We start from the raw sequence: 23925 nt of genomic DNA, 5'->3' as shown, positions 1-23925 counted from the left end.
ACCGTCACCTCGACCGTCACCTCCTCACCCGAGCGCTTCACCACCGTCGCCACAGCCGCACCTTCTCTTCTCGCCACAGAAGGTTACAAGATACTCCTCAATGGCACATCATGTCGAGGCCGCACCCTCTCGCATCGTAGCATTGCCACCCCCGTCGGCTGGCTACGGCCCGACATCGGCGACTCCCTGAGCCCCCTGTTTTTATCGGGCAGGGAGAATGCCACAACGCCAGAACAGCCCCCCGATTACCCAGGCGGGATTCCCACCCGCGAGAAAACGCGGCCCTGCCAAGCCGCACTGACCCCTGGCGCAGGCATGCCGAACTCCTTGGGCGTAGCTGGCTCTAAAGGTATCAACGCCAAGAAAACGAGGCTCTATTCCGCGCTCTTCGCTAACCGCAAAGGGCCAAGCAGACCCTCTGCCTGCTCGATCGGAGGGAATGCGGCAGGCTCGATTCCTTCAACTCGGGGGCCATTTCGGTATAGACTTGGCCGCGCCGCGGCGCATCGTAGAATACAATGATGCGAGACTGGACCTCGAAGATGAAAATCAACAAGGATTTGAAGTCATCCCAACCAACCTCGGCATTCCCTACCCCAGGACGCAAGATTTCTAACCTCATTGTCGCGAACCATCAAGAAACCCGCGAAACAGCGCAGCATGCGGGCCACACCCGAAAAGAACCGGGCAGGAGCGAGGGTCGATCATGGACATTGAAACAGCCTAACCATAAGCTCAAAAGCGAGGGCGCGCCACCGTTTTTTGCCAGTCATCAGCGTCATTAGGGGGCGCACCGCTTTAGCAAACAAGCGCAGAGAGTTACCCCCTATGCCTGTAATAGCTCGATTCTTTGGGATTATCATTCGAATGTTCTATGACGAGCACAATCCACCGCATTTTCACGCGGAATACCAAGGCAACAAGGCCGTGTTTGATTTCCGCGGGAATATACTGAAAGGAAGCTTGTCATCAAGAACAGCCACGAGACTCGTACGAGAATGGACCGACACTCACGTTGCTGATCTTGAAGAGAACTGGACACTGGCAGAGCAAGGCAAGGAAATCAAGACAATCCCGCCACTCGATTGAGGTGTGCGCCGATGTGGAACATGAATGAGGTCACGCAGATCAGCTACAAGGGCGACTACGTTTATTATATCGTCTTCGATGACGGCGTGGCTGGGGATATGGACTTTTCAGAGTACCTAACGAAGGGACCGGTCTTTTCCGCGCTAAGCGACAAGTCACTTTTCAGCCAAGCCGCCATTGAAGGCGGGACCATATCCTGGCCGAACGGCGCGGATATCGCGCCTGAAACCGTGTATGAAAAGCTGCAATTGCTGACAATTTCGAAAAACGGAGCCAGGAGAAATTGACTCGGGAGCCGGAGTAATCTCGAAAGGAAGTCGAAAGGACGGATTTTACCTTGCACGCCTCAAGGCAGGAGTCTTCGCTGCGCAGCCCCCGATGTCGGGTTACACTGGGCCAACCCGCATCCAAGAATGCACCGGTTGTTTTCTCGCCGATGCCGGGTTCACCGGTCAATGTCGGCCACTCCCCGGAGATCTAGGACCAACGGTTGGTTGACCGGTGTCTCTCGCGTGTTTCGCGCATTTTGTAGTTTCGAGACAACAGCTCGGACTACTTTGAGGCCGCACCGGACCCATACTGTCTTGACGCCTGCCGTATCGATGTCTTGTCCTGCAACGCCATATCGACATCGAACCGCCGGTACCGCGCGCTCCGCGCGGACCAGTCGACGAGGCCGCGCATCCAGCGCTTGAGCACATCCACATAGGCGGCGTACGCGGATGCGTTTCTGGCGAACGCGTCTCCGAGCAACAGCGGGAGCTGCCGCTCGACTTCCAGAAAGGCATCGAGCTCGCCGTCGCACTGGCGGGCGACCGTGCGCACGGCATCGGCGATGCCGAGCGAATGATCCTGCTGGAGTGTGAAGACGACGTTGCCGAGCCCTTGCCTGACGTCGCGGCAGAGACCCGCGAGGTCGTTGATCCAGATGCTGTAGTTGATCGCCAACCGCTCCAACCGGCGGATGAAGGCGTCGGCGATGATGGGCTCCGGCGGGATGCGTTTCGCCGCCGCCATCAGGTCGAGGCAAGGCGCGACGCCCACGGTCATGTGCCGCACTTGCAGATAGAGGGCCGTATTGCTGTTGGCCGCCGTCGTAGGGCCGATCAGGCTCTCCCAGTGCGTGCCCATCACGTATTCGCGCAGGTGATGCGCCATGCGCCCATACCAGGGATGGAGGTCTCCATCGCAGAGCCGATGGACCCGTTGCAGAAAATCGCCGAACGCCACGATGACCGGCGGGTCGTTCTGCGACGCCTTCGCCCCGCCCAGAAGCTCGAGGTGCCGCTCGCAGAGCCGTTTCCGATAAGACCGGATGTCCTGTTCCGGGGACAGGCTGATATCCATGACGTCGTCGAACACGAAGAACCAGGTCATGAGGTGGGCGGCGGTGACTGCGGCCTCGAGGGGCAGGTCGTAATACTGATACGCCGAGATCAGGTCGAACCGCGTATCGCAGTACCGGTCATAGGTGTCGCCGTGCGGCAGGATACCGAAGCCCCGCGCCCAGGCGCGATGCTCTTCCAGGATCTTTTCGTGATCCCGGTGCAGCCCGGCGGCGAGGGGGCAGTGGATCTCGACTTCGAACGGCGGCTCCTGATGCAGGCAGCCGTACCGGAATACGACCCTGGCACCATCCACCAGGACAAAGTTGTCTTCTGTCATCGCCGAGTCCGGGCCGTGGGATCGATGCGCGCATTGTAACAAAGCGACAACTGGGCCAAGCGCGGAGATATGGCGCGGCGCCGGCGGCGGGACGAACGGCCGCGACGCGGGCGCTTTGACCCCCACGAGCCTCGACGGGTATGCTCAGGGCCATGAAAAGGCGACTGCGCAAGAAGAAGCACCTTGGCGAGTTCGCCGAATGGGGGCGACGGCTCATCGTCACCCGTAACACCCAGGCGGGGGCGGACGCCTTTCAGGATGCGTTCATCTGCGAGGCGATCGAAGGCAATGGGTGCTGCTGCGGCGGCGGCATGTCGGCGGAGCAGATCGACGTCGTCGTCGAGCTCGGCAAGGCCGACGACGATCCGGACGGGCGTTTCGCCAGGGTCACGGCCTGGCTCGATGCGCGGGCGGATGTCCGAGACTGGCAGGCGGGCCCCCTGTTCGACCTGTGGCACGACGACTTCGAAGGCCTGGAAGGCCGCGACGAACGGCGCGATGGCGAGGGCAGCTGAGAACCAGCGCCGTGCGCTCAGCGCCCCGCCCATGATCCGCACGCCCTGACCCCCGGCATCGAGCCCGTTCCGCGGGCCCCCGAAGCCCCCGACAACCTCCGTGCACACGCCAGCCCCCCAATGTCGGTTTGCGCTGCGCCAACCCGGCGAATGCTGCCATCCTTAGGAAGGGTGCAGAAACAACCGACACGAGCGCGGGGAAGACAAGAAACTACGAAATACAGGAAGCCGCGAAAGAACGGCCGATATTTAGCTGTTTATAAAGCCTTTTCGCGTTTTTCGCGTGTTTCCTAGTTCTAAGACGATGTGCCGGTTGTTGTTGAATCGTCACTTACCGAAACCTGCCCCCCATCACGATGACGGACAACCATGATCTGCCGGTCGATCCGACCGGCAACGGCCGCGTCCCGCTAGCGGACATGCGGCGCTCGATGCGACTGTCGGTCGCCCCGATGCTCGATTGGACGGATCGGCACTGCCGGTACTTCCTGCGCCTGATCAGCCGCCACACGCGGCTCTATACGGAGATGGTCACGACCGGCGCCCTGATCCACGGCGATCGGGCGCGGTTCCTGCGCTACGACCCATCCGAGCACCCGCTCGCGCTACAGCTCGGCGGCAGCGCCCCGGCCGAGCTGGCCGCCTGCGCGCGGATGGGCGCCGACTGGGGCTATGACGAGATCAACCTCAATCTCGGCTGCCCGTCGGACCGCGTCCAGTCCGGGCGCTTCGGCGCCTGCCTGATGGCCGAGCCGGCCCTGGTCGGCGACTGCGTCGCGACGATGAAGGCGGCCGTCGCAATCCCGGTCACGGCCAAGCTGCGCATCGGCATCGACGATCGCGACAGCTACGAGGAACTGGTCGCCTTCGTCTCGGCCCTGGTCGAGGCCGGCTGCGACGCGCTGATCGTCCATGCCCGCAAGGCCTGGCTGAAGGGGCTGAGTCCGCGCGAGAATCGCGAGATCCCGCCGCTGCGCTATGACTGGGTCTACCGGCTGAAGGAGGATTTCCCCGACGTGCCGATCGCACTCAACGGCGGGGTCACGCGCCTCGCCCAGGCCGCCGACATCCTCACCCGGGTCGACGGGGTGATGATCGGACGGGCCGCCTACCAGGACCCCTGGCTGCTGGCCGAGGCCGACCGCGTCATCTTCGGCGATCCGCACCCGGTGCCGGACGCCCACGCGGTCATCGACGCGCTGATCCCGTATGTCGAACGCGAGCTCGCGGCCGGGGTGCCGCTGAACAGCATCGCCCGTCACCTCCTTGGCCTCTTCCAGGGCCGCCCCGGCGCCCGCGCCTGGCGTCGCCACCTGAGCGAGGAGGTCCACCGCCAGGGGGCCGATGCCGAGGTGCTGCGCGCGGCCGCGGCCCGCGTCCGCTGAGACGCCCGGCCCGCCCCGGTGGACTGGCTCGCCCTGTCGCTGCTCTGCGCCTTCGCGCTGGCCTCCGCCGATGCCGCGACCAAGGCCTGGCTGCGCGACTATTCCGCCCGCGAACTGGTCCTGATCCGCTTCACGCTGACCGGCCTGCTGCTCGCGCCGCTGCTGGTCGGGCTGCCGCCGCTCGACACCTTGCCCGCCCCCTTCTGGTATTGGATCGCCGCCCTGCTACCGCTGGAGATCCTGGCCATGGTCCTCTACATGGCGGCGATCCGCGACTACCCGCTCGCGCAGACCCTGCCCTATCTGGCCTTCACGCCGGCCTTCGTGATCCTGATCGCCGACTGGCTGCTCGGCGAGCGGGTCGAGGCCCAGGGCGCGGCCGGGATCCTGCTGATCGTGACCGGCTCCTGGCTGCTCAACGGCCACTCGGCGCGCCTCGGCGACTGGCGCACCTGGACCACACCCTGGAGCATGGCCCTGCGCGTGCCCGGATCGCGGATGATGCTGGCGGTCGCCCTCCTCTATGCACTCACCGCGACCATGGGCAAGGGGGCGCTCCAATACCTGCCGCCCGAGCGGTTCGGCGCCTTCTACTTCGCGCTCCTCGGTCTAGCGACCCTGGTGTTCGTCGGCCTGCCGCAACCGCAGGCCCTGACGCGCCTGTGGCGGCGCCCGGCGGCCGTGGTGTTCGTCGCGGCCCTGAACGGCCTCATGGTCTATACGCACTTTCTCGCGTTGCGGCTCGTCGAGGTCGCCTACATGATCGCGGTCAAGCGGGTCAGCCTGATCATCGGCATCCTCTACGGGGCCTGGCTGTTCCACGAGGGCGGCCTGCGCCGCCACCTGCTCGCTGCCGCCCTGATGGTCGCCGGCGTCTTCCTGATCGCCTGGTGAGCGGAACGCGCCGATCGCCACCGGCGAAAGGGCACCTTGAAGAGTTCAAGGTGCCCGCGCGGAGCTAGAATGCCCCGCCATTTTCCGTCATTCAACGAGCTTGCAGCAGGGGCGGCACCCGAAAAGATGAAACGGGATGTTTCGCGCTGACCCGACGCGGCCTGCAGCGCAGACCAATCGGCGCTTCACCTGGCGGTGACGAGCGCTGTAGGTGCGGCTTCAGCCGAAAAACAATCTGCCAGGGTCGTGGCCTTCGTGCGGCTGAAGCCGCAGCTACACCGAATCGCCCGTGCAGCGTGGGCAACGTGCTGACACACCTCTACAATGTCTTGGACCCCGACCGAATCGTCGCCGCCGCCGACCCCGCCATCGCGCCGTACCAGGCATACGCCGCTTGGGTCTGTGCTCAGCTTTCGACCAACTGAAGAACGGCTTCGGCATCCGCGGATAAACCATGCGCGCACAGCGCCTATTCGACCTCGAGCGTCAGACCGATCCGTCCGCACTGCTCGCCGGCCAGGCGCACGGCGGCGGCCACGGCCTCGGCCGGGGCGAGCCCGCGCGCCAGCGCGTCGATGACGCCGGCGTTGAAGACATCGCCCGCCCCGAGGGTGTCGACGACTCGCGCCGGGCGATGGGCCGGTACCTGCTGCACCGCCCCCCCGCGCACGAGGCAGCTCGCGCCCTGCTCGCCCCAGGCGACGACGCAGAGCGAAGCGCTCGTGCGCGCGGCGAGGTCCGCGAGGAAGGCGGCCGGGTCGGTGAAGCCGCTCGCCGCGGCGAAGGCCCGGCTCGCGAGCAGGACCTGCGGCCCGTCGAGCAGCGCCTCGATCCCGGGGCGGACCTTCTCCAGCTCCAGCGAGACCGGCACCGTCGGGCATTCGGCACGCACGCGGTCGATCATCCGACGCGTCTCGGGCGGATGGCGACCCTCGAAGTGCACCCAGCCGACGCCCTCGAGCGCACAGCCGGCGAAGGCCGCAGCATCGAGTTCGGGCAGGTCGCGGAAGTGGACGATGGTGCGGCTGGCGGTGGCACGGCTCAGCGCGATGTAGGAGGTCGGCGTCGCCCCGCCGGCGATGCGCACCGCATCACCGGTCGCGACGCCGTAGCAGGCCAGGTCGGCGAGGATCAGGTCGGCGGCCGGGTCGTCGCCGAGGGTCCCGACCCAGCGGCAGCGGTGGCCGAGTTGGGCCAGCACGACCAGGCTGTTCGCGACATTGCCGCCACGCACCCGGCGCTGGGCGAGGGCCCGCACCTCGGCGTCCTCGCCCGGGTAGGCGGCGACCTCGTTGATGATGTCGAGCGTCGCGATCCCCACGCCGAGGACCTGAGCGGCGATCGCGCCGAATGCGGGCGCGGGCACCGAATCGCCCGGTGCCCCGCCCGCCCATCGCCCGTCCCGATGATCGCCCTGCATCGCCCGCCCCCACCTGTCCGCGCGCCGCACACTCGGCCTCGATCCCGTAGAATACGGCATCCGCCCGGCTACAACGATGGAGGCACCGGCCATGCCGACCGAGATCCGGTTCGCCGCCTTCGTGCGCGAGATCACGGTCCAACAGAACCGCTTCTCCTACAACAACATCACCCCGAAGGTCTGGCACGACGCGGACGGCAACGAGATCCCGTACAGCGCCCCGCCGATCCGGCTGCGGCCGATCGATGCCTATCGCCTCATCGGACCCTACGTCCATGTGCGCTTCATCGAACAGGTGCGCGCCGTCGTACCGCTGGCGCTGTACCTGATGCTGTTCCAGCTCTTCGTCCTGCACCAACAGGTCGCGGATGCCTGGGTCATCACCGGCGGGCTCATCGCGGTGATCCTGGGCCTGATGTTCTTCATGGAGGGACTCAAGGTCGGCCTGATGCCGTTCGGCGAGGCGCTCGGCACCATCCTGCCGGCCAAGGCGCACCTCCATCTGGTCCTGGTCATCGCCTTCGTCCTCGGCATCGGCGTCACCTTCGCCGAGCCCGCGATCGGCGCGCTGAAGACGGCGGGTCAGATCGTCGAGGTCGAGTCGGCACCCTACCTCTACGCCCTACTCAACGATTGGGCCGAGGCCCTGGTGCTCGGGGTCGGCATCGGCGTCGGGGCAGCCGCCATCCTGGGCACGCTACGCTTCCTCTACGGCTGGAGCCTGAAGCCGCTGATCTACCTGACCCTGATCCCGACGATCGGGCTCACCCTCTACATCCTCACCGACGCGGAACTCGCCAAGACCCTCGGTCTCGCCTGGGACTGCGGCGCCGTCACCACCGGGCCGGTCACGGTGCCACTGGTCCTGGCGCTCGGGATCGGCATCGCCGCCGCGGCCGGCAAGGGCCAATCGTCGCTGTCGGGGTTCGGCATCGTGACGCTGGCCTCGCTGTTCCCGATCATCGGCGTCCAGGTGCTCGCGATCGCGCTCTCCCTCGTCACCAGCCCGCAGGAGATCATCGCCACGGCCGCCCACGCGGCGTCCGCGGCGGCGCCGCCGGCCTGGCACGCGCAGACGCCTTGGCGGGAGATCCTGGCCGGCCTGCGGGCGATCGTGCCGCTCGTGCTGTTCCTCTTCCTCGTGATGCGACTGGTCTTGCGCGAACGGATCCAACACCCGGGCAGCATCGCCTATGGCATCACGCTGGCCGTGCTCGGCATGATCGTCTTCAATCTCGGACTGAGTTACGGCCTGGCCAAGCTCGGCGGCCAGGCCGGCGGCCTGGTGCCGGCCTCGTTCACCGACATCGCCGAGGTCGCCGACGCCCCGCTCTACGACCTTGCCGTCGGGCTCGCGATCGCCATCGCCTTCGCCTGGCTGCTGGGGCTCGGCGCGACGCTCGCCGAGCCGGCGCTGCACGCACTCGGCCTGACGGTCGAGAACCTGACCAACGGCGCCTTCCGCAAGGCGACCCTGATGTGGGCCGTGGCGCTCGGCGTGGCCTTCGGCCTGGCCCTCGGGGTCGCGAAGATCGTCTTCGCCTTCTCGCTGGCCTGGTTGCTGCTGCCAGGCTATGCCCTGGCCGTGGTAATGACCCACTTCTCGAGCGAGGAGTTCGTCAACATCGCCTGGGACAGCGCCGGGGTCACGACCGGCCCAGTCACGGTCCCGCTGGTACTCGCGATGGGCCTCGGGTTCGGCGACGCACTGGGCGCGATCGAGGGTTTCGGCATCTTGTCGATGGCCTCGATCTGCCCGATCCTGTCGGTCATGATCGCCGGACTCTGGATCCGCTGGAAGGTATGGCGCAAGCGGCGCCGCTACGACGCGGCGATGCATGTGGCGCCGCCGCAAGGGGAAACGACATGAGCACGCGGGAGATCGTCGTCCTGACCGACGTGGCCCTGATCACGGCGAGCGTCCAGCGCGGCATGGCCGACGAGATCGTCAAGGCCGCGCAAGAGGCCGGCGCCCAAGGCGCCAGCATCCACTACGCGCACGGTCGCGGCGTGCGCGAGCGGCTCGGGATCTGGGGTCTCGCCGTCGAGGCGGAGAAGGAGGTCATCAACATCGTCGTCTCGACCGATCAGGTCGACCGGGTCTTCGAGAAGATGTACCTGGCGGGCAAGATGGACACGCCCGGCATGGGCTTCATGTGGGTCACACCCTTGGAGAAGGCCGCGACCTTCGTCCCGCCCGAGATCGTCGAGCGGGTGACCCAGCGCAAGGGCCGCCGCCGCTAGGCGTCGCGCCGGCCCCGGTCATGTACTGCGACAGGCCCCAGAAGGTCATCACCTGCATCCTGCCGAAGGGCCGGGGGATGCCGGTCCTCGAGGTACTGGCACGCGAGCACGACCTCACGGCCCTCGATATCCACTATGCGCGTGGCGTCGGGCGCATCACGCCACTGCGCCACCGCGGCATCGGCGAGACCTCGGAGAAGGAGGTCCTGACGGTGACCGTCCCTGCGAGCGATGCGGACGCCCTCTTCGAACTCATCTACGAGATCGCCGAGATCAACCGGCCCCACGGCGGGCTGATGTTCATGCACGCCCTCCAGGTCAGCACCCGCTTCCGCCTCCCCGACCTACCCGAGGAGGCCTAGTGCAAGACGGCGCAATTCCCGAGACCACGCACCGCTGCCTGCAACCCTGGCGTGGTAGGCGCCCGCGTGCGGGCGATCCTCGCAGCCGCACGCAGAACCTGGTCGCCTACGCGAAGAGCCCGTAGTGGTAGGCGCCCTCGATGACGCCGCTCGTGTAGTAGCCGCTCAGACCGTCCCGGCCACCGCGGGCGAAGTAGACCCGCAGGTCGGGGTACTGGGCCATCGCCTGGCGGACGTTCGCGACGAGTTGGTCGTCGGCGTTGCGCACGAGGACGCCCGAGAAGCCGGCCGTCAGCGGGAAGATGTCGTTGCCGCTGTCGCCGCAGAAGACGGCCTCGTGCTTGGGCACCCCGAGCGCCTCGCAGACGTATTCCAGCGCGGTCCGCTTGGTCGCCGAGTCCGGGAGGACATCGAGCAGGCCCTTGCCGGTCTGCGAGTCGTAGCTGTAGATGATGACCTCGTCGTAGCGCCCCTTGACGCGCGCATCGACGGCGGCCAGGACCTCGTCGCGCCGCGCGTGGTCGACGTAGTAGCTCTGCTTGAACTGGTTGAGGTGCTCGTCCTCCTGCTCGGCGATACCGTCCACGTCGGCGATGGCCTCGCGCAGGGCCGCCGCGTTCCAGCGCGGGCTGGTCCGCTTGACGTGCCCGACCCAACCGTCGTCGAACGACCAGGCGCCGTCCTCGTAGCGCCGGATGGTCGTGCCGACGTCGCCGATGAGGATGCTCGGGTGGCGCACGCCGTAGTCGGCGATCGCCCGCTCGGCGAGTGGCAGGTTGCGGCCGGTCACGTAGACGACCGTGATCCCGTGCCGCTCGGTCAGGTCGTTGAACCGTGCGATCGCCCCCTCGTCGGCCGGCCAGTGGCCATTCGGGAGGAGGGTACGGTCCAGATCGGTTGCCAGTATCTTCATCGCGTCATCTCCGAAGGGGTGGTCGAGCGCGGTGTCGTCCCCGCACGTCCGCGCCCCGGATCGGGCCGGGCGCGGCGAACTCAGCGATATTCCCAGACGACCTCATCGTCGCCCTCGCCGGTATGGCTCACCGTGAAGCTGTGCTCGCGCAGGTCGGCCCAGAGGCGCGCCCGATGGCCATCGTGTCGCCAGGTCATCTCCAGGGTGTGCTCAGGCCCCTCGCCGAGCTCGAGGTCGCCCGCGAACGCGGGCGAGTTGTTGCGCAGCCGAATCAACGCCAGTTGGTCGCGCACGATCGGCCTGGTCAGCCCCGCCTCGACCTCGGCCGGCGACAGATTGGTGCGGTTGATCTCCTTGTGCCCACCGGCGCCCCCGAGATCCGCCGCGGCATAGTTGTTCGTGCCGGCGAAGAGATCCAGGTACCAGACCTGCGGGATCCCGGGCATGAACAGCTGGATCGCCCGCGCCAGGCGCAGCTTGCGCTCGTCCTCGCCCAAGGCGCTGAAGAAGGTCGCGTTGACTTGATAGTAGGAGATCTTGCGCCCATCCGGCCCGAACAGGTTCTTGATCCGCCCGCCACGCTCGACGATGCGCTGCATGACCTCGTCGATCTGCTCGTCGGGGAGCAGCCCGGGGCGCAGCCCCGCATCGCCCTGCTTGCCCCTCAGATCGAGGACCGGGATGCCGTCGTGACAACCGAGCATGTTGATGGTCTGGATCCCCTTCGCGCCGATCTCGTGCGCCCAGGCCCGCAGGTGCTGGCCGCTGCCGCGCTCCAGGGCATCGATGACGAGGCCGGGGAAGAAGAAGTCGTAGATCGGAAAGCCCTTCTGCGCGACCTCCTCGTGCAGGCCGCTGCCGTACTCGGCATGGATCTCGGGGAAGATGATCAGGTCGTGCCGCCTGGCGATCTCCTTGAGCCGCTCCAGGTACTCCCAGGTACCGGGACGGTTGAAGAAGTTCACCTCGCCGGGGGCCTTGTGCAGGTAGGCGAAGGCATCGAGCCGCACGATCCGCGCGCCATAGTCGCGGAGCTTGCGCAGGGTCTCCTCGTAGAAGGACCAGACGAGATCGGATCTGGCATTGAGATCCATCTGCCCGAGGTACTCTCGGTTACGCTCGACGAGCGAGACGACGACCTCGCGGTGCTCGGCGAACTCGCTCAGATCGACCTCGCGCACATCGGTCTGCGACTCGATCGCCTCGTTGACGATCTCGGCCAGGATCTCCGCCCCCTCGGGCGTGAGGCCGGGGATCTCCAGGAGGTCCGCCGGCGAGATCGGCCGGCAGTTGATCTCCTGATAGAAGGTGTTCCAGTAGGGCCGCTCGGAACCGTCGGGAAAGCGCACCTTCAGCACGGGCAGGCCCGGCTTGCGCATGAAGAGCTTCTGCAGGAATTCCTGCTTCGGGATCACATAGCCCTCCGGCCCCATGACCCCGTGGCCGGCCCAGAACTCGTTCCAGTCGACGAAGAAGTCCTTGTAGCGGGACCCATCGCCGTGTTGCAGGAGGTCCTGAAACTGGGGCGAGCGCACCGAGAGGTGATTGAGAATGAGGTCGAACTTGAAGCCGATGTCGAGGGTCCGTAGGTCGTCGAGGTCCTTGCGGGAGACGAATTCCTCGTTATGGTCGTAGTCGACGATCGAAAAACCTCGGTCCAGGTCGCTGTTGAAGAAGGTCGGCAGGATGTAGAAGAGTGAAAAGGCCCCTTCGAGTTCGGGCTTCTTCAACAACTCCACGATGTCCGACAGCTTGCCGCCGATGCTGTCGGGATAGGCGTTGAGCATCACCCCGTTGGGCAGTGCCTGCTGGATCGGCTGTGCTTCGCTCGGCATACCATCCCCTCTGTGGCTTGACCGCTTTTTGGTTCGTCGATACTCCGCATCGGATGGGCGAAGTCCTAAAGGATTCAGCGCGTCGGGACGAACGGCGAATCGGCGGATGACGCCAGCGCACCGCGGCAATCGACGTCACCGTCCCTGGCCCGGGACGACCTCGCAGGTCCGAGCACCACGCGCACAGGCTCGCAATGGATTACGAGGCCGAGAGGATCGGGGTCGGGATGGAACGCCGGGTCATCTCGTAGCTGCGGGATCGACTCGTCGCTGGCGAGGCGGTGAAGCGCGCGGCCGCAGCACGGCTTCGGGCCGCACCGACCGCGTCGGTCGAAAGGATCGCGCTCGCCATCGGCCGCGTCGCCGGTTCGAATCGGCCCGCTATCGAACGGGTCGTAATTTTCAGCGCGACACGCTAGGCACTAACGGGGCGCACGTCAAGGTCGGCGATCGCCATCTCACCCGGGATGCGAAAAAAGCCCCTGAAAAATCCGCCCGTTGGAAAACCGAGGATCTTACGAGGATGACAACGCCCCCCTGCCGATCCGGCCATCGCGCACCACGGACACGCACGGCCGGGAACGCGCCCGCACCAGCCCAAGGCCCGGGCGCCCCTCGCTCAGGACCGATGCAAAAACGACCGATACAAGCACGCGGAAGACAAAAAACCACGAAATGCACGAAAGTCGCGAAAAACGGCAGATTCTCCCGCGTATCTTCGGCCTTTTCGTGTGTTTCGTAGTTTACGAGAAGATGCGCCGGTTGTTCTTGAATCGTCACTCAGAGCATGCCGAGCTCCAGCTTGGCCTCGTCCGACATCAGGTCGGGCGACCAAGGCGGGTCCCAAACCAGGTCGACGATGACCTCGCCGACGCCATCGACGCCCGCCACCGCGTCCTTGACCATCAGCGGCATCATCCCGGCGACCGGGCAGCCCGGCGCGGTCAGGGTCATGTCGATACCGACATCCCCGTCCGGGCCGATGTCGATCCGATAGATGAGCCCCAGATCATAGATATTGACCGGAATCTCCGGGTCGTGGACCCCCCGCAGGGCCGCGACGATCGGCTCGCGCAGCGCCTCGGGGTCCAGGACCTCGACAGTGGAATGGGCCTGGTGAGCCTGGGCGACGGCATCGTCGTGGTGCCCGTCCTCACCGAAGCCGGCGAATCGCGCCAATCTGTTCATGCTCGACCTCGTGCATGACATGGTCCCGCCGGGCGCCGATGTACTGGAACCCGCGCGAGAGATACCCAGAGAGAGGATCCCTATCACCATCGGCCGGCCGCGCGACGGCCGGCCTCCGCGCACCGCGGCTAATCGAACGCGACCCGCTCCAACCGCGCGCCGACCAGTTCGGCTACGTGGCCATGCAGCGGCCCGAGGGGCCGCAGATCGGCCAGGATCTCCTCGGCGAAGGCCAGACACAGCATGCGCCGCGCCTCGATCGCTGGGATGCCGCGCGCGCGCAGGTAGAAGAGGGTCTCAGGTTCGATCTGACCGACCGTCGTGCCGTGGCTGCACTTGACGTCGTCGGCGTAGATCTCCAGCTGCGGCTTGGTGTCGATCTCGGCGTTCGCCGACAGCAGCAGATTGTTGTTGACCATCTCGGCATCGCTCTGCTGGGCATCGCGCGCGACCAGGACGCGACCATCGAAGACGGCGCGGCCCTTGCCGTGGAGGACGCCCTTGAAACGCTCGCGGCTTGCGCAGCCGGGCACCGCGTGATCGACGTCGAGGTGAAAGTCGATCAACTGCCGGTCGCCGGCCAGATAGAGGCCAGACAGATCGCACTCCGCGCCCTCGCCGGCGAAGCGGGCGACGAGGTCGGTCCGCGCCCAGGCCGCACCGAGCCCGACATTGAGGCCGCGGTAACGGCTCTGCGACTCCAGCGCGATGTGCAGGGCCGAGATGTGGAAGGTCTGCGCGCCTTCGGTCTGGACCCGGTAGTGCCCGAGCGTCGCGGCGCGCCCGAGCGCGACCTCGCCGACCAGGTTCGTGCAGCAGCGGGCCTCGTCAGTGCCCACGAAGCGCTCGACCAAGGTCGCTTCGGCACCCTCGCCCAGCGCGATCAGCGTGCGGGGTTGGGCGACACCGGGCCGCTCGGTACCGACGGCCAGGTGGATCAGCTCGATCGGGCGCGCCAGGCGCACGCCGGGCTCGACCAGGACGACCAGGCCATCGCGCATCGCGACCGTGTTGAGGGCCGCGAAGAGATGGGCACCGGTGCCGGCGACGCCCGTCAGACGCCCCTGCAACGCATCCGGGTCCTGGCTCAGGAGCTGGCCCAGGCCGGCGATGCGCAGGCCCGCAGGCAGGTCGCCGAGATCCGACAGGCCCGGCGCGAAGCGGCCGTCGACGAGGACCACGCGGTGACTGTCCAACCCGGCGATCAGGTGGGCTTCGAGGTCGTCGGGCCGAGCCCCAGGGGCGGCCGCGCCGTAGGGGGTGAAAGCCTGCTCGATCAGACCCTTGAGGCTGGTATAGCGCCAGGCTTCGTGTCTCGCCGTCGGGACGCCCAGGGCGCGCGCCGAGGCGAGCGCGCGCTGCCGCGCGGTCGCCAGCCAATCGAGGTCGGCGCCCGGCAGATCGATCGCGCCGCCGCCCGGCAGCCAGTCCTCGAATTGGCCCAGGGGCTGCGCGTTCATGCCGCTTCCTCGCCCGTGATCCAACCGTAGCCCTTCTCCTCCAGTTCCATCGCCAACTCCTTACCCCCGGAGCGGATGATGCGCCCCTTGGCCAGCACATGGACATGGTCGGGCTGGATATAATCGAGGAGCCGCTGGTAGTGGGTGACGACGATCATCGAGCGCTCTGGACTGCGCAACGCATTGACGCCGTCGGCGACCAGGCGCAGGGCGTCGATGTCGAGGCCCGAATCGGTCTCGTCGAGGATCGCGAGCCTGGGCTCGAGCATCGCCATCTGGAAGATCTCGTTGCGCTTCTTCTCGCCCCCCGAGAAGCCGGCATTGACGTCACGTTTGAGCAGCGTCTCGTCGAGGTGCAGGACCTTCAGCCGCTCCTTCATCAGGCGCATGAAGGACACCGAGTCGAGCGCCGCCTCCCCGCGTGCGGTGCGAATCGCGTTCAGCGCCGCCTTGAGGAAATAGGTGTTGTTGACGCCGGGGAGCTCCACCGGGTACTGGAAGGCCAGGAAGAGCCCGCGCTGGGCGCGCTCCTCGGGGTCGAGGTCGAGCAGATCGTCCCCATCGAAGCGCACCTCGCCGCCGGTCACCTCGTAACCGTCGCGCCCGGCGAGGACGTACGACAGGGTGCTCTTACCGGAGCCATTCGGGCCCATGATCGCATGGACCTCGCCCGGGCCGACGTCCAGATCCAGGCCCGTGAGGATCTCACGACCCGCGACGCTGGCCCTCAAGCCCTTGATTGTCAACATACTACCGCCTCCAGTGAATAGGCCATCGGACGCCGCTGGCGACCGCGTTGGAATCTCTCGCCGCCGGCGCCCGACCTGGCGGCGCGGCGGCCCGGCTCAGCCGACCGCGCCCTCCAGGCTGATCGCAAGCAATTTTTGCGCCTCCACGGCGAACTCCATCGGCAATTCCCGGAAGACCTCCTTACAGAAGCCGTTGACGATCATCGAAACGGCATCTTCCTCGGACAGGCCGCGGGCGCGACAGTAGAAGAGCTGGTCTTCGCTGATCTTCGAGGTCGTCGCCTCGTGCTCCATCTGCGCTGTCGGGTTCTTCACCTCGATGTAGGGAAACGTATGCGCCGCGCAGCGATCGCCGATCAGCAGCGAGTCGCACTGGGTGTGGTTGCGCGCCCCTTCGGCGCGCCCGGCGATCCGCACCAGCCCGCGGTAGGTCTGCTGGCCGTGGCCGGCGGAGATGCCCTTGGAGACGATCGTCGAGCGCGTGTTGCGGCCCATGTGGATCATCTTGGTGCCGGTGTCGGCCTGCTGGCGGCCCTTGGTGACAGCGACCGAATAGAACTCGCCGACCGAATCCTCGCCGCGCAGCAGGCAGCTCGGATACTTCCAGGTGATCGCCGAGCCGGTCTCGACCTGGGTCCAGGAGATCTTCGAGCGAGCGCCGCGGCAGTCGCCGCGCTTGGTGACGAAGTTGTAGATGCCGCCGCGCCCCCGTTCGTCGCCCGGGTACCAGTTCTGCACCGTCGAGTACTTGATCTGGGCATCGTCCATCGCGATCAGCTCGACGACGGCGGCATGGAGCTGATTCTCGTCGCGCATCGGCGCCGTGCAGCCCTCCAGATAGCTGACGTAGCTGCCCTCCTCGGCGACGATCAGGGTCCGCTCGAACTGCCCGGTGTTGCGCGCGTTGATGCGGAAGTAGGTGCTGAGCTCCATCGGGCAGCGCACCCCTCTCGGGATGTAGACGAAGGTCCCGTCGCTGAAGACGGCCGCGTTCAGCGCGGCGTAGAAGTTGTCCGTGTAGGGCACGACCGAGCCGAGGTAGGGGCGGACCAGATCCGGATGGTCGCGCACCGCCTCGGAGATCGAACAGAAGATGACCCCGGCCTCGGCCAGCTTTTCGCGGAAGGTCGTCGCGACCGAGACGCTGTCGAAGACGGCATCGACGGCGATGCCGGCCAACGCCTTCTGCTCCTCGATCGGGATGCCGAGCTTGTTGTAGGTCTCCAGCAGCGCCGGATCGACCTCATCGAGGCTCTTCGGCCCCTCCTTCTTGCGCGGGGCCGAGAAATAGGAGATCGCCTGGAAGTCGATCGGCGGGTAGTCGACCGCCGCCCACTGGGGCGTCGTCATGCCCTGCCAGTGCCGGAAGGCCTTCAGGCGCCATTCGAGCATGAAGTCCGGTTCGCCCTTTCGCGCCGAGATCGCCGCGATGACCTCCTCGTCCAAGCCGGGCGGCAGGGTGTCGGCGTCGATCTCGGTGACGAAGCCATGCTCGTACTCCGCCTTGACAAGGTCCTCAACGACCGGGGCTGTGCTCATGATGCCTTGACTCCAGAGTTTCCGAGCAATTCTCTAGGTAATTGATATACGACTCGACCTCTGCCTTTCAAGGTCGGTGCCAACGGGCATGGCGGCCTAGGTGGCAGGCATGATCCGATCGAAAGGCCGTGTTTTCAAGCCCCAGGCGCACGCGCGGGGGCACCGAGCAGGCGCCGAGGCGGGCGTAGTGCCACGCAGGCGCACCGATCCGGTGCAGGCGACGGCCCATGCCCACTGGCCAGGGTCGGCCTGGTGCAGGGGCGAACGACTGGCGAAGAAGGAAGGGGTTCGGCGTGCCAACCCGCCGAACCGATGACACGGGCCGAGGCGCGCGCGAGGGGGGATGCCGGGCGGCGGTCGGGCCCGATCGAACGCGAGGGAATCGCGACGCGTCGCGAACGGCCGCCGTGGGAAGGACGCGCGGCGAGTCCGATCAGGTCCGCCGGGCGATCGATGCCGAGGGCCTGCGTCCCCGTCAGGCCTCGAGGAAGCCGCCTGCCGCGGCACGAGACCCGGCCCTCTGCGCCAGCCAAGCTCGGTGTCGCCCGCTCCCTGTCGGCACCGAGCCTCGGTCTATTGGAAGAAGCGAGGGATGTTGTCGATCTCCTCTTCCGCGGCGAGCCAGTCCTCGATCTCGTGCCCTGGGGCGAAACCACGCCGCTGGGCACGGAAGTAGGCCACCTCCTTGATACGCTGCTCGCGCTCGCCTTCCGTCAAGGGCCGCCCTTGATCCAGGCTGGCCCGGGTCAGCCACCGCGCCTCGGCGGCGGCCTGGCGTGACACGGCCGACGCGATCCGTCCCTCGTCCCTGCACACAAAACGCTCAACTTGTCTCATGGGACGCCACCTCGCTGACGATCGAGCGGGATCGGATGACCCCCTCATACAGAGGCGCCGTGCGTCGCCTGCCGGCATCGGTCCGAATGCCTTTTTTCTTTCGATTACAAGTCTAGAAGGCCCGCGACCACCTGTATATCCGGAAAAATACCCGACTGGTCGGTTTTGCGCGGCCAGAGGCGGAGGTCCTCCTATCTGTGACAATGCCGGACGGGCGGAAGATCCCTCGGGCATCGGAGACATTTCGGGTACGCACCCCGTCCCTCGCCGACCTCGTGACCGTCGAGCGGTCCGGTGGGGGTTACAGGCTCGGGCCGAAAGCGGTGGCGGGCGTAGCCGTCGGGGTGGGGGCCGCACGCGGTCCGGCGAGGCAACGCCCGCTCCACGCGGGGAACCGCGCGTCGCCCCTGGTGCCGCCGGACGATCAGCGAATCGTGGTCGTCTCCGAGGCGCTCTGGCCGAGATTGTCGGTCCAGGAGATCTCGAGCGGATCGCCGGGCTCACCGCCGCGGAAACGGAAGGCGAGGTAGGGATCCTTCGAGACGCCCCCGGTCCAGTGCGCCCGCAGCACGACCTCGTCCTTCCACTTGCAGACGAGTTCCTGGATGAACTGGGCCGGAATCGGCTCGTCGGTCTCACTGTCCTTGCGCAGACCCGACTCCATCGGATGGGTAATCAATGACCGCACGGACGTGATGCCGTCCTTCGCCTCGGCACGAATCCTGATGCCACTCATGATCGGGGTACCTCTCGAGGAAATGCTTTAAGGAGTGACGCTCAGCCGACACAGCGGCCGGCCGCCGCGTTGACCCTCTTGGCGGCACTGAGGATGGCGTCATCGGTCTTGACCACGGCCACCACATCGGCGGTCTGGGCCATCTTGATGCTCGTCGAGATGAAACCCTCCGCGCGCGGCCCGAGCTCGAAGCTCGCGACGAGCGGGTAGGGATTGCCCGACGCGATCAAGCTGATCGACCGCACGTTCGGCAGGTCGACCTCGACCGTGACGCGCACCGCGGCGGCGTTCTCGGCATCATCCGGCGCCTGGAGTCGCACCGCATCCGAGGGGGTATGCTCGCTCGTGCCGAGCAGTCCTTGCAGGGCGGTGGCCGGATCCTCGGCACGGAATGCCGCGGCGTTCCAGGCCGCCAGCACGGCGCGCGCCGAGACCAGCCCGGTCGCGAACGCGACACCGACAGCGGCCAGGGCGCCCTTGAGCACCCGTCTACGTCTTGCATCGATCATCGAAGATCCTCCTAATTCAAGCCGACGACTCGGGCCTTTGGAGAGGGTCACGATCGATCGGGTCGGTCGATGCCCCGTCGAGGCCCGACGCCACCCCGGAGGCGACGCATCTCGCCCGGCCCGGCGCGCCGACCAAGGGGCCCGCAGGCCCCTTCATCGAGCGTGGCGGGTTCAACCAAAGGTATCGGCTACGATATTGTTATACCAGCTGTGGGCATAGGCCGCCTCGCGGGCCAGCGCCCAGTCCGGGGCATCCATCGGGGTGACGCCGCCGGAATCAGGCACGCTCGCGATCTTCGAGCCATCGGCGGCCATCTTGTACACGGCACTGACCGAGATCCCATAGTCTTCGCCCACCAGCGAATAGCAGGTGTTGAGGTAGGCCGGTGTCTGCGGCTCCTGACCCGCCAGCAGCATCACGACGGCCGCGGCGGCGACCTTGCCCTGGCTGTTGGCCGAATAGGCGGACTTGGGCATGTCGCTGGCGATGCAGGCATCGCCGATGACGTGGATACCGGGCTGGAGCTTGGACTCGAAGGTCTTCACATCGACCGGGCACCAGCCGCTCGCGTCGGCCAGGCCGGCCACCTGGGCGATCTGCCCAGCGCGTTGCGGGGGGATGATATTGATCACGGCGCCCTTGATCTGGTCGCCGAAGTACGTCTCGACCAGGCCCTCGTCCGGATCGACGCGCACGACGCCCGACTCGGGACCACGCTGCCAATCGATGAGGGCCTTGTCGGTGCCGTAGCCGTAGAGGCGCTCCCAGCCTTGGATGAAGAGCCCCTGCTTGGAGAAGCCCGCCTTGGCATCCAAGATGATGACCTTGGACTTGGGTTTGTGCCGCTTGAGGTACTGGGCGATCTGGCTCGCCCGCTCGTAGGGACCCGGGGGACACCGGAAGGGGTTCTCCGGTGGCGCGATGATGACGGTGCCGCCATCCTCCATGGCCTCGAGCTGACCGCGCAGCAGCCGGGTCTGCTCACCGGCCTTCCAGGCGTGGGGCATGACCTGACTGGCGGCCTCGCTATAGCCCTCGATCCTGTCGTAGAGGATATCGATGCCGGGGGCGACGATGCAGCGGTCGTACGGGAACTCCTGGCCACCGGCGGTCTTGACCACCTTCTTGTCCGGATCGATGGCGGCCGCCTTGTCGTGCACGACATTGACCCCGCGGGCGCGAAGCCCGTCATACCCGACCAGGATGCCCTCCAGGGGCCGCACGCCACCGATCACCTCATTGCTCATGTAGCAGGTGTAGTAGTGCTCGTTGGGCTCGATGACGGTCACATCTAGGCTGGAGCGGAGCTGCTTGAGATAGCTGGCGGCGGTCGCCCCGCCTGTGCCACCCCCGACGACGACCACCTTGCCGGTCGCGCCGAGTGCGAGATTGGGGAGGCCAAAGAGCCCGACGGCACTGGCGGCGCCGGTCGTCTTCAGGAAATCGCGACGGTTGATCTTCATCATCTGTGCTCCTCCAATCCCTTATTGTTGACTGGCGAAGAAGGCGTAGAGGGCCTCGAGGCTCTCCTCGCCTTCACGCTTGAGCATGCGCTCGAGCTGGGTCTTCATCTTGCGCTCGATCGGACGCCGTCCCTCGCGGAAGTCCTCCATCGCGTTGCGAAGATAGGGGGTCCACTGGCCGGCCAGGATGTAATACTCCTCGTCTTCGAGCACGACGCCACCATCGGCGTGGCATTTCTCGCAGTACTTCTTCTGCAATCGCCGCCCCTCATCGACGAGCTCGGCATCGAATGCCTGCCTGGCGGGGACGAAGGGCTTGTCGTGTAAATAGTCGGCCATCTGTTCGAGCTCCTCATCTGAGTAGCCCTTGGCGATGCGCCCCATGACGGTGCTATAGATCTCGCCGTCACGAAAGCCCTGCATGACTTCGACGAAATACCCGCTGTCCATCCCGCCGATCGATGGCATGGCCGGCCCAACGCTGGCACCATTCGTACCGTGACAACCGGCGCAGGTCTGCGCCAGGGTGCGCCCGTCGGCGCCCGAGACGAGCCCGTCGTCCGCTTGAGCAAGGCCGCCCACGGCGAGCGATAGCAGCCCGGTGAGCAGCTGGGCCACTCTTCTTGTTTGCAACATCGAACCCTCCTTACGACTGACTTTAATTATCGAGTAAGCCGGGCGCCCCGGAACGGGGACGGCCCTTCGCAGGCGCTGCGGTAGCGCCTCGCGGGCACCTCGTCGATGTCGAGGTGCCCATGCGGGACGGGGATGCCCCGCCATCGTCGGTCGCGCCAAACAACTGACGATGAATGCCGTCGAAAGCCACGCTTGCGACTGTCGTGTGGTTGTTCCGCCAGGATCGTCCGCCGATCGGCATCTCTCCGGAGGGCGGTCCTTTGCCACCGTTCAACCTCGGCCCATGCCTCGCTCGACGATCGCGCACGACCGGGAACGAAGGCACTCGGCGACACACCGGCGGCGACGAACCCGTTGGACCGAAGTACGACGCACGCGCGCGATGCGCGCCCTCGTCAACGACCGGCGAGAAGGGCGAGCGCCTCGCGATTGCCGACTTGCTCGGCGATCTCGGCGGCGGTCCGCCCTCGCTGGTCGGTCGCGCTCGGATCGGCCCCTTCCTCGAGCAGGAGACCGAGCAGTTCGTTGTGTCCGGTCGTCACGGCCTCCATCAGCACGGAGACGCCATCATCGTCTTGCGCGCTGGGATCGAGGCCGCGCGCGAGCAACTCCCGCGCGACCTCGAGGTGACCGTGAGCGACGGCGCGGTGCAGGGCCGTCGCACCGAGGGCGTCGCGGTTATCGATCCGGGCGCCGTGCTCCAAGAGGTGCCGCAGCGCATCGAGGTGGCCTCCGTCGGCGGCGATCAGCAGGGCCGTCTCGCCCTCGCGGTCGCGCGCCTCGACGTCGGCGCCGGCAGCCAGGAGCAACGGCAAGACCTCGGTGTGCCCACGTTCCGCGGCCTGCATCAAGGCCGTGCGGCCGTAGCGGTCGGCAGCCTTGGGGTCGGCGCCATGATGGAGCAACTGTGCGACCATTTCGGTAATGCCGTACCGGGCGGCGATCATCAGCGAATCCCAGCCGGCGCGGGTGCGATCATGGACGTTCGCACCGCGTTCGAGCAGCAGGGCCGTGATGCCGTAGTGGCCATTCTCGGCGGCGAAGGTCAGCGGGGTGCAGCTGGCGACGGTCCGGGCATTGGCGTCGGCGCCGCGCGTCAGCAGCAGGGCGACGGCCCCGAGGTGACCGCTCTCCACGGCGAACATCAATGGCGTCTTGCCGAACCGGTTGGCGGCATCGACGTCGACGCCGCGCCCGAGCAATTCGGCGATCTCGTCGGTGTCGCCGAGCATGGCCGCGACACGCAGGTCGCGGTCGAGATCCTCGGCCTGCGCCGGTCCCCAGAGGATCAGCGACAGGACCAGAATCAACGGGAAGAGGGGGTGGGTGCGCATCGGTTGGAACCTCGCAATGATCAGGGGCGCGGGCCAGGGGCGGGCGGCATCTCGCGCCGGACGATCACTCGTCTTCCGGCTCATCCGGGAGGTAATGGGCCACCCCCTGGTGGCACTCGATACAGGTCATCCCGGCGTCCTCGGCCTTGGCATGCCGAGAGCGTGCCGAGCGGCTCTGCTCGGCGAGATCCATCGCATCGAAGGCATGACAGGCGCGGCACTCGCGCGAATCGGTCCGCTCCATCTTGGCCCAGACGCGATTGGCCATGTCCCAGCGATGGGCCTCGAACTTCTCCGGGGTATCGATGGTGCCGACGATCTCGTGGTAGATGTCCTTGGTGGCGATGAGCTTCGCGTACATCTTCGGGAAGAACTCGCGCGGCACATGGCAATCGGCACAACCAGCCCGGACGCCGGACTGGTTGCGCCAGTGGAGCGTCTCCTGGTACTCGCTCAGATTGCCCTGCATCGAATGGCACGAGGTGCAGAACTCGGTGCTGTCGGTGTAGGACACGCCGTAGCTGAAGACGGTCGCCGCGCCGACCACGGCCAGCGGCAAAGCGGCAACGAGGAAGAGCACCCTCTTCCAGCGGGAGTTCTTGGACTCGGACATACCACCCTCGATGGAACGATCGTTCTTGTTGAGAGACCGGTGCCCGGTATGCGACCGCAACGCCGCGGCCTTTGCCAGACCGGCCCTTAGAATTGTCGATCTTATTGTTTTATATCTATTTTCAGCCCGATTCTCATTGTTCTTGCAGGCCTTTCACCGGATCTTAAGGGATCGCACCGCAGATTGCCAGCCAGGCGCCACCGACGGCCGAGACGGGCCGCTGCGGCCGCTCGCGCCGCGGTCCATCGGGTCCTCGGGCCGCCGCCCAGGGGGTACGAGGCCGCGCGGTGCCGACTGGATTCCCCCGGGAGGCGGGAGTCGCCAGCGCGCCCCGCCGAGGCCCGACCGGCAACCCGTCAGCCGGCTCGTAGAGGGCACCTTGAAGGATGCAAGGTGCCCGCGCGGGGCAAGGCAGGGCTGATCCGTTCTGCGGCCTTTTTCGTTGAGGGTGAAGGGTTGGCGGTCGATCCTCGACTGGGTGGTGCGCAGGCGAATGCTCGCCTCTCGCAGCGGTCGAGACGGCGGCCGCGGAGGCCCA

The 23925-nt window shown here is 66.6% G+C and carries 24 protein-coding genes; 9 read left to right on the top strand and 15 right to left on the bottom strand.

The window, feature by feature from the left end; translation table 11 throughout:
- Positions 1 to 542 precede the first annotated feature (542 nt).
- The 3 genes from CKO41_RS15010 to CKO41_RS15000 are packed head-to-tail and all read left to right on the top strand — an operon-like array spanning position 543 to position 1376.
- Entirely contained in the window at positions 543 to 785 is a 243-nt protein-coding gene (locus CKO41_RS15010; RefSeq protein WP_200382923.1) for a hypothetical protein, read from the top strand.
- Positions 786 to 828: 43 nt separating this feature from the next.
- Entirely contained in the window at positions 829 to 1089 is a 261-nt protein-coding gene (locus CKO41_RS15005; protein WP_276568954.1) for a DUF4160 domain-containing protein, read from the top strand.
- Between the two features lie 20 nt (positions 1090 to 1109).
- The gene (locus CKO41_RS15000; RefSeq protein WP_200382921.1) at positions 1110 to 1376 is read left to right on the top strand and encodes a DUF2442 domain-containing protein; all 267 of its coding nucleotides are present in this window, start codon (positions 1110 to 1112) and stop codon (positions 1374 to 1376) included.
- Positions 1377 to 1641: 265 nt separating this feature from the next.
- Here the strand turns inward: CKO41_RS15000 and CKO41_RS18740 are convergent, their stop codons facing one another.
- Positions 1642 to 2880 (bottom strand): terpene synthase family protein, encoded by a 1239-nt coding sequence (locus CKO41_RS18740; RefSeq protein WP_200382920.1) that lies wholly within the window; start codon positions 2878 to 2880, stop codon positions 1642 to 1644.
- A gap of 14 nt (positions 2881 to 2894) precedes the next feature.
- On the opposite strand from CKO41_RS18740, the gene CKO41_RS14990 reads away from it, so the two are divergent.
- From CKO41_RS14990 to CKO41_RS14980, 3 genes are all read left to right on the top strand, one after another.
- Positions 2895 to 3269, top strand: coding sequence for a 50S ribosome-binding protein YggL (locus CKO41_RS14990; RefSeq protein ID WP_200382919.1), 375 nt, complete (start codon positions 2895 to 2897; stop codon positions 3267 to 3269).
- 431 nt (positions 3270 to 3700) lie between these two features.
- Positions 3701 to 4654 carry a tRNA dihydrouridine(20/20a) synthase DusA gene (gene dusA / locus CKO41_RS14985; protein WP_200382924.1) on the top strand — a complete coding sequence of 318 codons (954 nt, stop codon included), beginning with the start codon at positions 3701 to 3703 and terminating at the stop codon, positions 4652 to 4654.
- Positions 4655 to 4672: 18 nt separating this feature from the next.
- Entirely contained in the window at positions 4673 to 5548 is an 876-nt protein-coding gene (locus CKO41_RS14980; protein ID WP_200254515.1) for an EamA family transporter, read from the top strand.
- Between the two features lie 469 nt (positions 5549 to 6017).
- Here the strand turns inward: CKO41_RS14980 and CKO41_RS14975 are convergent, their stop codons facing one another.
- A complete protein-coding gene (locus tag CKO41_RS14975; protein ID WP_338115599.1) occupies positions 6018 to 6914 on the bottom strand; it encodes a PfkB family carbohydrate kinase in 897 nt (298 codons plus the stop codon).
- 145 nt (positions 6915 to 7059) lie between these two features.
- On the opposite strand from CKO41_RS14975, the gene CKO41_RS14970 reads away from it, so the two are divergent.
- From CKO41_RS14970 to CKO41_RS14960, 3 genes are read left to right on the top strand one after another with little or no spacing between them, the layout of a single operon-like run.
- Positions 7060 to 8838, top strand: coding sequence for a DUF1538 domain-containing protein (locus CKO41_RS14970; RefSeq protein WP_200382917.1), 1779 nt, complete (start codon positions 7060 to 7062; stop codon positions 8836 to 8838).
- Positions 8835 to 9212: a P-II family nitrogen regulator gene (locus CKO41_RS14965; protein WP_200251885.1), complete on the top strand. Its 378-nt coding sequence runs from the start codon at positions 8835 to 8837 to the stop codon at positions 9210 to 9212. The genes CKO41_RS14970 and CKO41_RS14965 overlap by 4 nt, the downstream gene beginning before the upstream one ends.
- 20 nt (positions 9213 to 9232) lie before the next feature.
- Positions 9233 to 9574 carry a hypothetical protein gene (locus CKO41_RS14960; RefSeq protein ID WP_200251887.1) on the top strand — a complete coding sequence of 114 codons (342 nt, stop codon included), beginning with the start codon at positions 9233 to 9235 and terminating at the stop codon, positions 9572 to 9574.
- A 106-nt stretch (positions 9575 to 9680) separates the two neighbouring features.
- Here CKO41_RS14960 and CKO41_RS14955 read toward each other — a convergent pair whose 3' ends face one another.
- From CKO41_RS14955 to CKO41_RS14895, 13 genes are all read right to left on the bottom strand, one after another.
- Entirely contained in the window at positions 9681 to 10487 is an 807-nt protein-coding gene (locus CKO41_RS14955; protein ID WP_200251889.1) for an HAD-IIB family hydrolase, read from the bottom strand.
- 80 nt (positions 10488 to 10567) lie between these two features.
- Entirely contained in the window at positions 10568 to 12322 is a 1755-nt protein-coding gene (locus CKO41_RS14950; protein ID WP_200251891.1) for an alpha-amylase family protein, read from the bottom strand.
- 780 nt (positions 12323 to 13102) lie between these two features.
- Complete coding sequence (locus CKO41_RS14945) at positions 13103 to 13510, bottom strand: SUF system Fe-S cluster assembly protein (protein WP_200251893.1); 408 nt, start codon at positions 13508 to 13510, stop codon at positions 13103 to 13105.
- A gap of 128 nt (positions 13511 to 13638) precedes the next feature.
- Positions 13639 to 14970: a Fe-S cluster assembly protein SufD gene (gene sufD, locus CKO41_RS14940; RefSeq protein WP_200382916.1), complete on the bottom strand. Its 1332-nt coding sequence runs from the start codon at positions 14968 to 14970 to the stop codon at positions 13639 to 13641.
- Positions 14967 to 15719 (bottom strand): Fe-S cluster assembly ATPase SufC, encoded by a 753-nt coding sequence (sufC, locus tag CKO41_RS14935; RefSeq protein WP_200251898.1) that lies wholly within the window; start codon positions 15717 to 15719, stop codon positions 14967 to 14969. Before sufC ends, sufD begins: the two co-directional genes overlap by 4 nt.
- A 96-nt stretch (positions 15720 to 15815) precedes the next feature.
- Positions 15816 to 17258 carry a Fe-S cluster assembly protein SufB gene (gene sufB, locus CKO41_RS14930; protein WP_200251900.1) on the bottom strand — a complete coding sequence of 481 codons (1443 nt, stop codon included), beginning with the start codon at positions 17256 to 17258 and terminating at the stop codon, positions 15816 to 15818.
- 573 nt (positions 17259 to 17831) lie between these two features.
- Positions 17832 to 18041 carry a DUF2934 domain-containing protein gene (locus CKO41_RS14925; RefSeq protein ID WP_200251901.1) on the bottom strand — a complete coding sequence of 70 codons (210 nt, stop codon included), beginning with the start codon at positions 18039 to 18041 and terminating at the stop codon, positions 17832 to 17834.
- Between the two features lie 478 nt (positions 18042 to 18519).
- Positions 18520 to 18831 carry a thiosulfate oxidation carrier complex protein SoxZ gene (gene soxZ, locus CKO41_RS14920; RefSeq protein WP_200251902.1) on the bottom strand — a complete coding sequence of 104 codons (312 nt, stop codon included), beginning with the start codon at positions 18829 to 18831 and terminating at the stop codon, positions 18520 to 18522.
- 41 nt (positions 18832 to 18872) lie between these two features.
- On the bottom strand, positions 18873 to 19316 hold the full coding sequence (locus CKO41_RS14915; RefSeq protein WP_338113748.1) for a thiosulfate oxidation carrier protein SoxY: 444 nt from the start codon (positions 19314 to 19316) through the stop codon (positions 18873 to 18875).
- 195 nt (positions 19317 to 19511) lie between these two features.
- On the bottom strand, positions 19512 to 20804 hold the full coding sequence (locus CKO41_RS14910; RefSeq protein WP_200251909.1) for an FCSD flavin-binding domain-containing protein: 1293 nt from the start codon (positions 20802 to 20804) through the stop codon (positions 19512 to 19514).
- A 21-nt stretch (positions 20805 to 20825) separates the two neighbouring features.
- Entirely contained in the window at positions 20826 to 21440 is a 615-nt protein-coding gene (locus tag CKO41_RS14905) for a c-type cytochrome (protein WP_200382914.1), read from the bottom strand.
- Between the two features lie 395 nt (positions 21441 to 21835).
- On the bottom strand, positions 21836 to 22774 hold the full coding sequence (locus CKO41_RS14900) for an ankyrin repeat domain-containing protein (protein ID WP_200382913.1): 939 nt from the start codon (positions 22772 to 22774) through the stop codon (positions 21836 to 21838).
- A gap of 64 nt (positions 22775 to 22838) precedes the next feature.
- Entirely contained in the window at positions 22839 to 23387 is a 549-nt protein-coding gene (locus tag CKO41_RS14895) for a NapC/NirT family cytochrome c (RefSeq protein ID WP_200251906.1), read from the bottom strand.
- Positions 23388 to 23925: the final 538 nt, after the last annotated feature.

This window comes from Thiococcus pfennigii, from assembly GCF_016583835.1.
Taxonomy (GTDB): Bacteria; Pseudomonadota; Gammaproteobacteria; order Chromatiales; family Chromatiaceae; genus Thiococcus; species Thiococcus pfennigii.
The sequence above is the reverse complement of the archived record's forward strand: the minus strand, read 5'-3'. Positions and strand labels throughout refer to the sequence as shown.

What these genes read in the sequence shown, in the direction of transcription:
- CKO41_RS15010 (WP_200382923.1), top strand. Translation starts at nt 543, where the DNA reads ATGAAAATCAACAAGGATTTGAAGTCATCCCAACCAACCTCGGCATTC.
- CKO41_RS15005 (WP_276568954.1), top strand. Translation starts at nt 829, where the DNA reads ATGCCTGTAATAGCTCGATTCTTTGGGATTATCATTCGAATGTTCTAT.
- CKO41_RS15000 (WP_200382921.1), top strand. Translation starts at nt 1,110, where the DNA reads ATGAATGAGGTCACGCAGATCAGCTACAAGGGCGACTACGTTTATTAT.
- CKO41_RS14990 (WP_200382919.1), top strand. Translation starts at nt 2,895, where the DNA reads ATGCTCAGGGCCATGAAAAGGCGACTGCGCAAGAAGAAGCACCTTGGC.
- dusA (WP_200382924.1), top strand. Translation starts at nt 3,701, where the DNA reads ATGCGACTGTCGGTCGCCCCGATGCTCGATTGGACGGATCGGCACTGC.
- CKO41_RS14970 (WP_200382917.1), top strand. Translation starts at nt 7,060, where the DNA reads ATGCCGACCGAGATCCGGTTCGCCGCCTTCGTGCGCGAGATCACGGTC.
- CKO41_RS14965 (WP_200251885.1), top strand. Translation starts at nt 8,835, where the DNA reads ATGAGCACGCGGGAGATCGTCGTCCTGACCGACGTGGCCCTGATCACG.
- CKO41_RS14960 (WP_200251887.1), top strand. Translation starts at nt 9,233, where the DNA reads ATGTACTGCGACAGGCCCCAGAAGGTCATCACCTGCATCCTGCCGAAG.
- CKO41_RS14955 (WP_200251889.1), bottom strand. Translation starts at nt 10,487, where the DNA reads ATGAAGATACTGGCAACCGATCTGGACCGTACCCTCCTCCCGAATGGC.
- CKO41_RS14950 (WP_200251891.1), bottom strand. Translation starts at nt 12,322, where the DNA reads ATGCCGAGCGAAGCACAGCCGATCCAGCAGGCACTGCCCAACGGGGTG.
- CKO41_RS14945 (WP_200251893.1), bottom strand. Translation starts at nt 13,510, where the DNA reads ATGAACAGATTGGCGCGATTCGCCGGCTTCGGTGAGGACGGGCACCAC.
- sufD (WP_200382916.1), bottom strand. Translation starts at nt 14,970, where the DNA reads ATGAACGCGCAGCCCCTGGGCCAATTCGAGGACTGGCTGCCGGGCGGC.
- sufC (WP_200251898.1), bottom strand. Translation starts at nt 15,719, where the DNA reads ATGTTGACAATCAAGGGCTTGAGGGCCAGCGTCGCGGGTCGTGAGATC.
- sufB (WP_200251900.1), bottom strand. Translation starts at nt 17,258, where the DNA reads ATGAGCACAGCCCCGGTCGTTGAGGACCTTGTCAAGGCGGAGTACGAG.
- soxZ (WP_200251902.1), bottom strand. Translation starts at nt 18,831, where the DNA reads ATGAGTGGCATCAGGATTCGTGCCGAGGCGAAGGACGGCATCACGTCC.
- CKO41_RS14910 (WP_200251909.1), bottom strand. Translation starts at nt 20,804, where the DNA reads ATGAAGATCAACCGTCGCGATTTCCTGAAGACGACCGGCGCCGCCAGT.
- CKO41_RS14905 (WP_200382914.1), bottom strand. Translation starts at nt 21,440, where the DNA reads ATGTTGCAAACAAGAAGAGTGGCCCAGCTGCTCACCGGGCTGCTATCG.
- CKO41_RS14900 (WP_200382913.1), bottom strand. Translation starts at nt 22,774, where the DNA reads ATGCGCACCCACCCCCTCTTCCCGTTGATTCTGGTCCTGTCGCTGATC.
- CKO41_RS14895 (WP_200251906.1), bottom strand. Translation starts at nt 23,387, where the DNA reads ATGTCCGAGTCCAAGAACTCCCGCTGGAAGAGGGTGCTCTTCCTCGTT.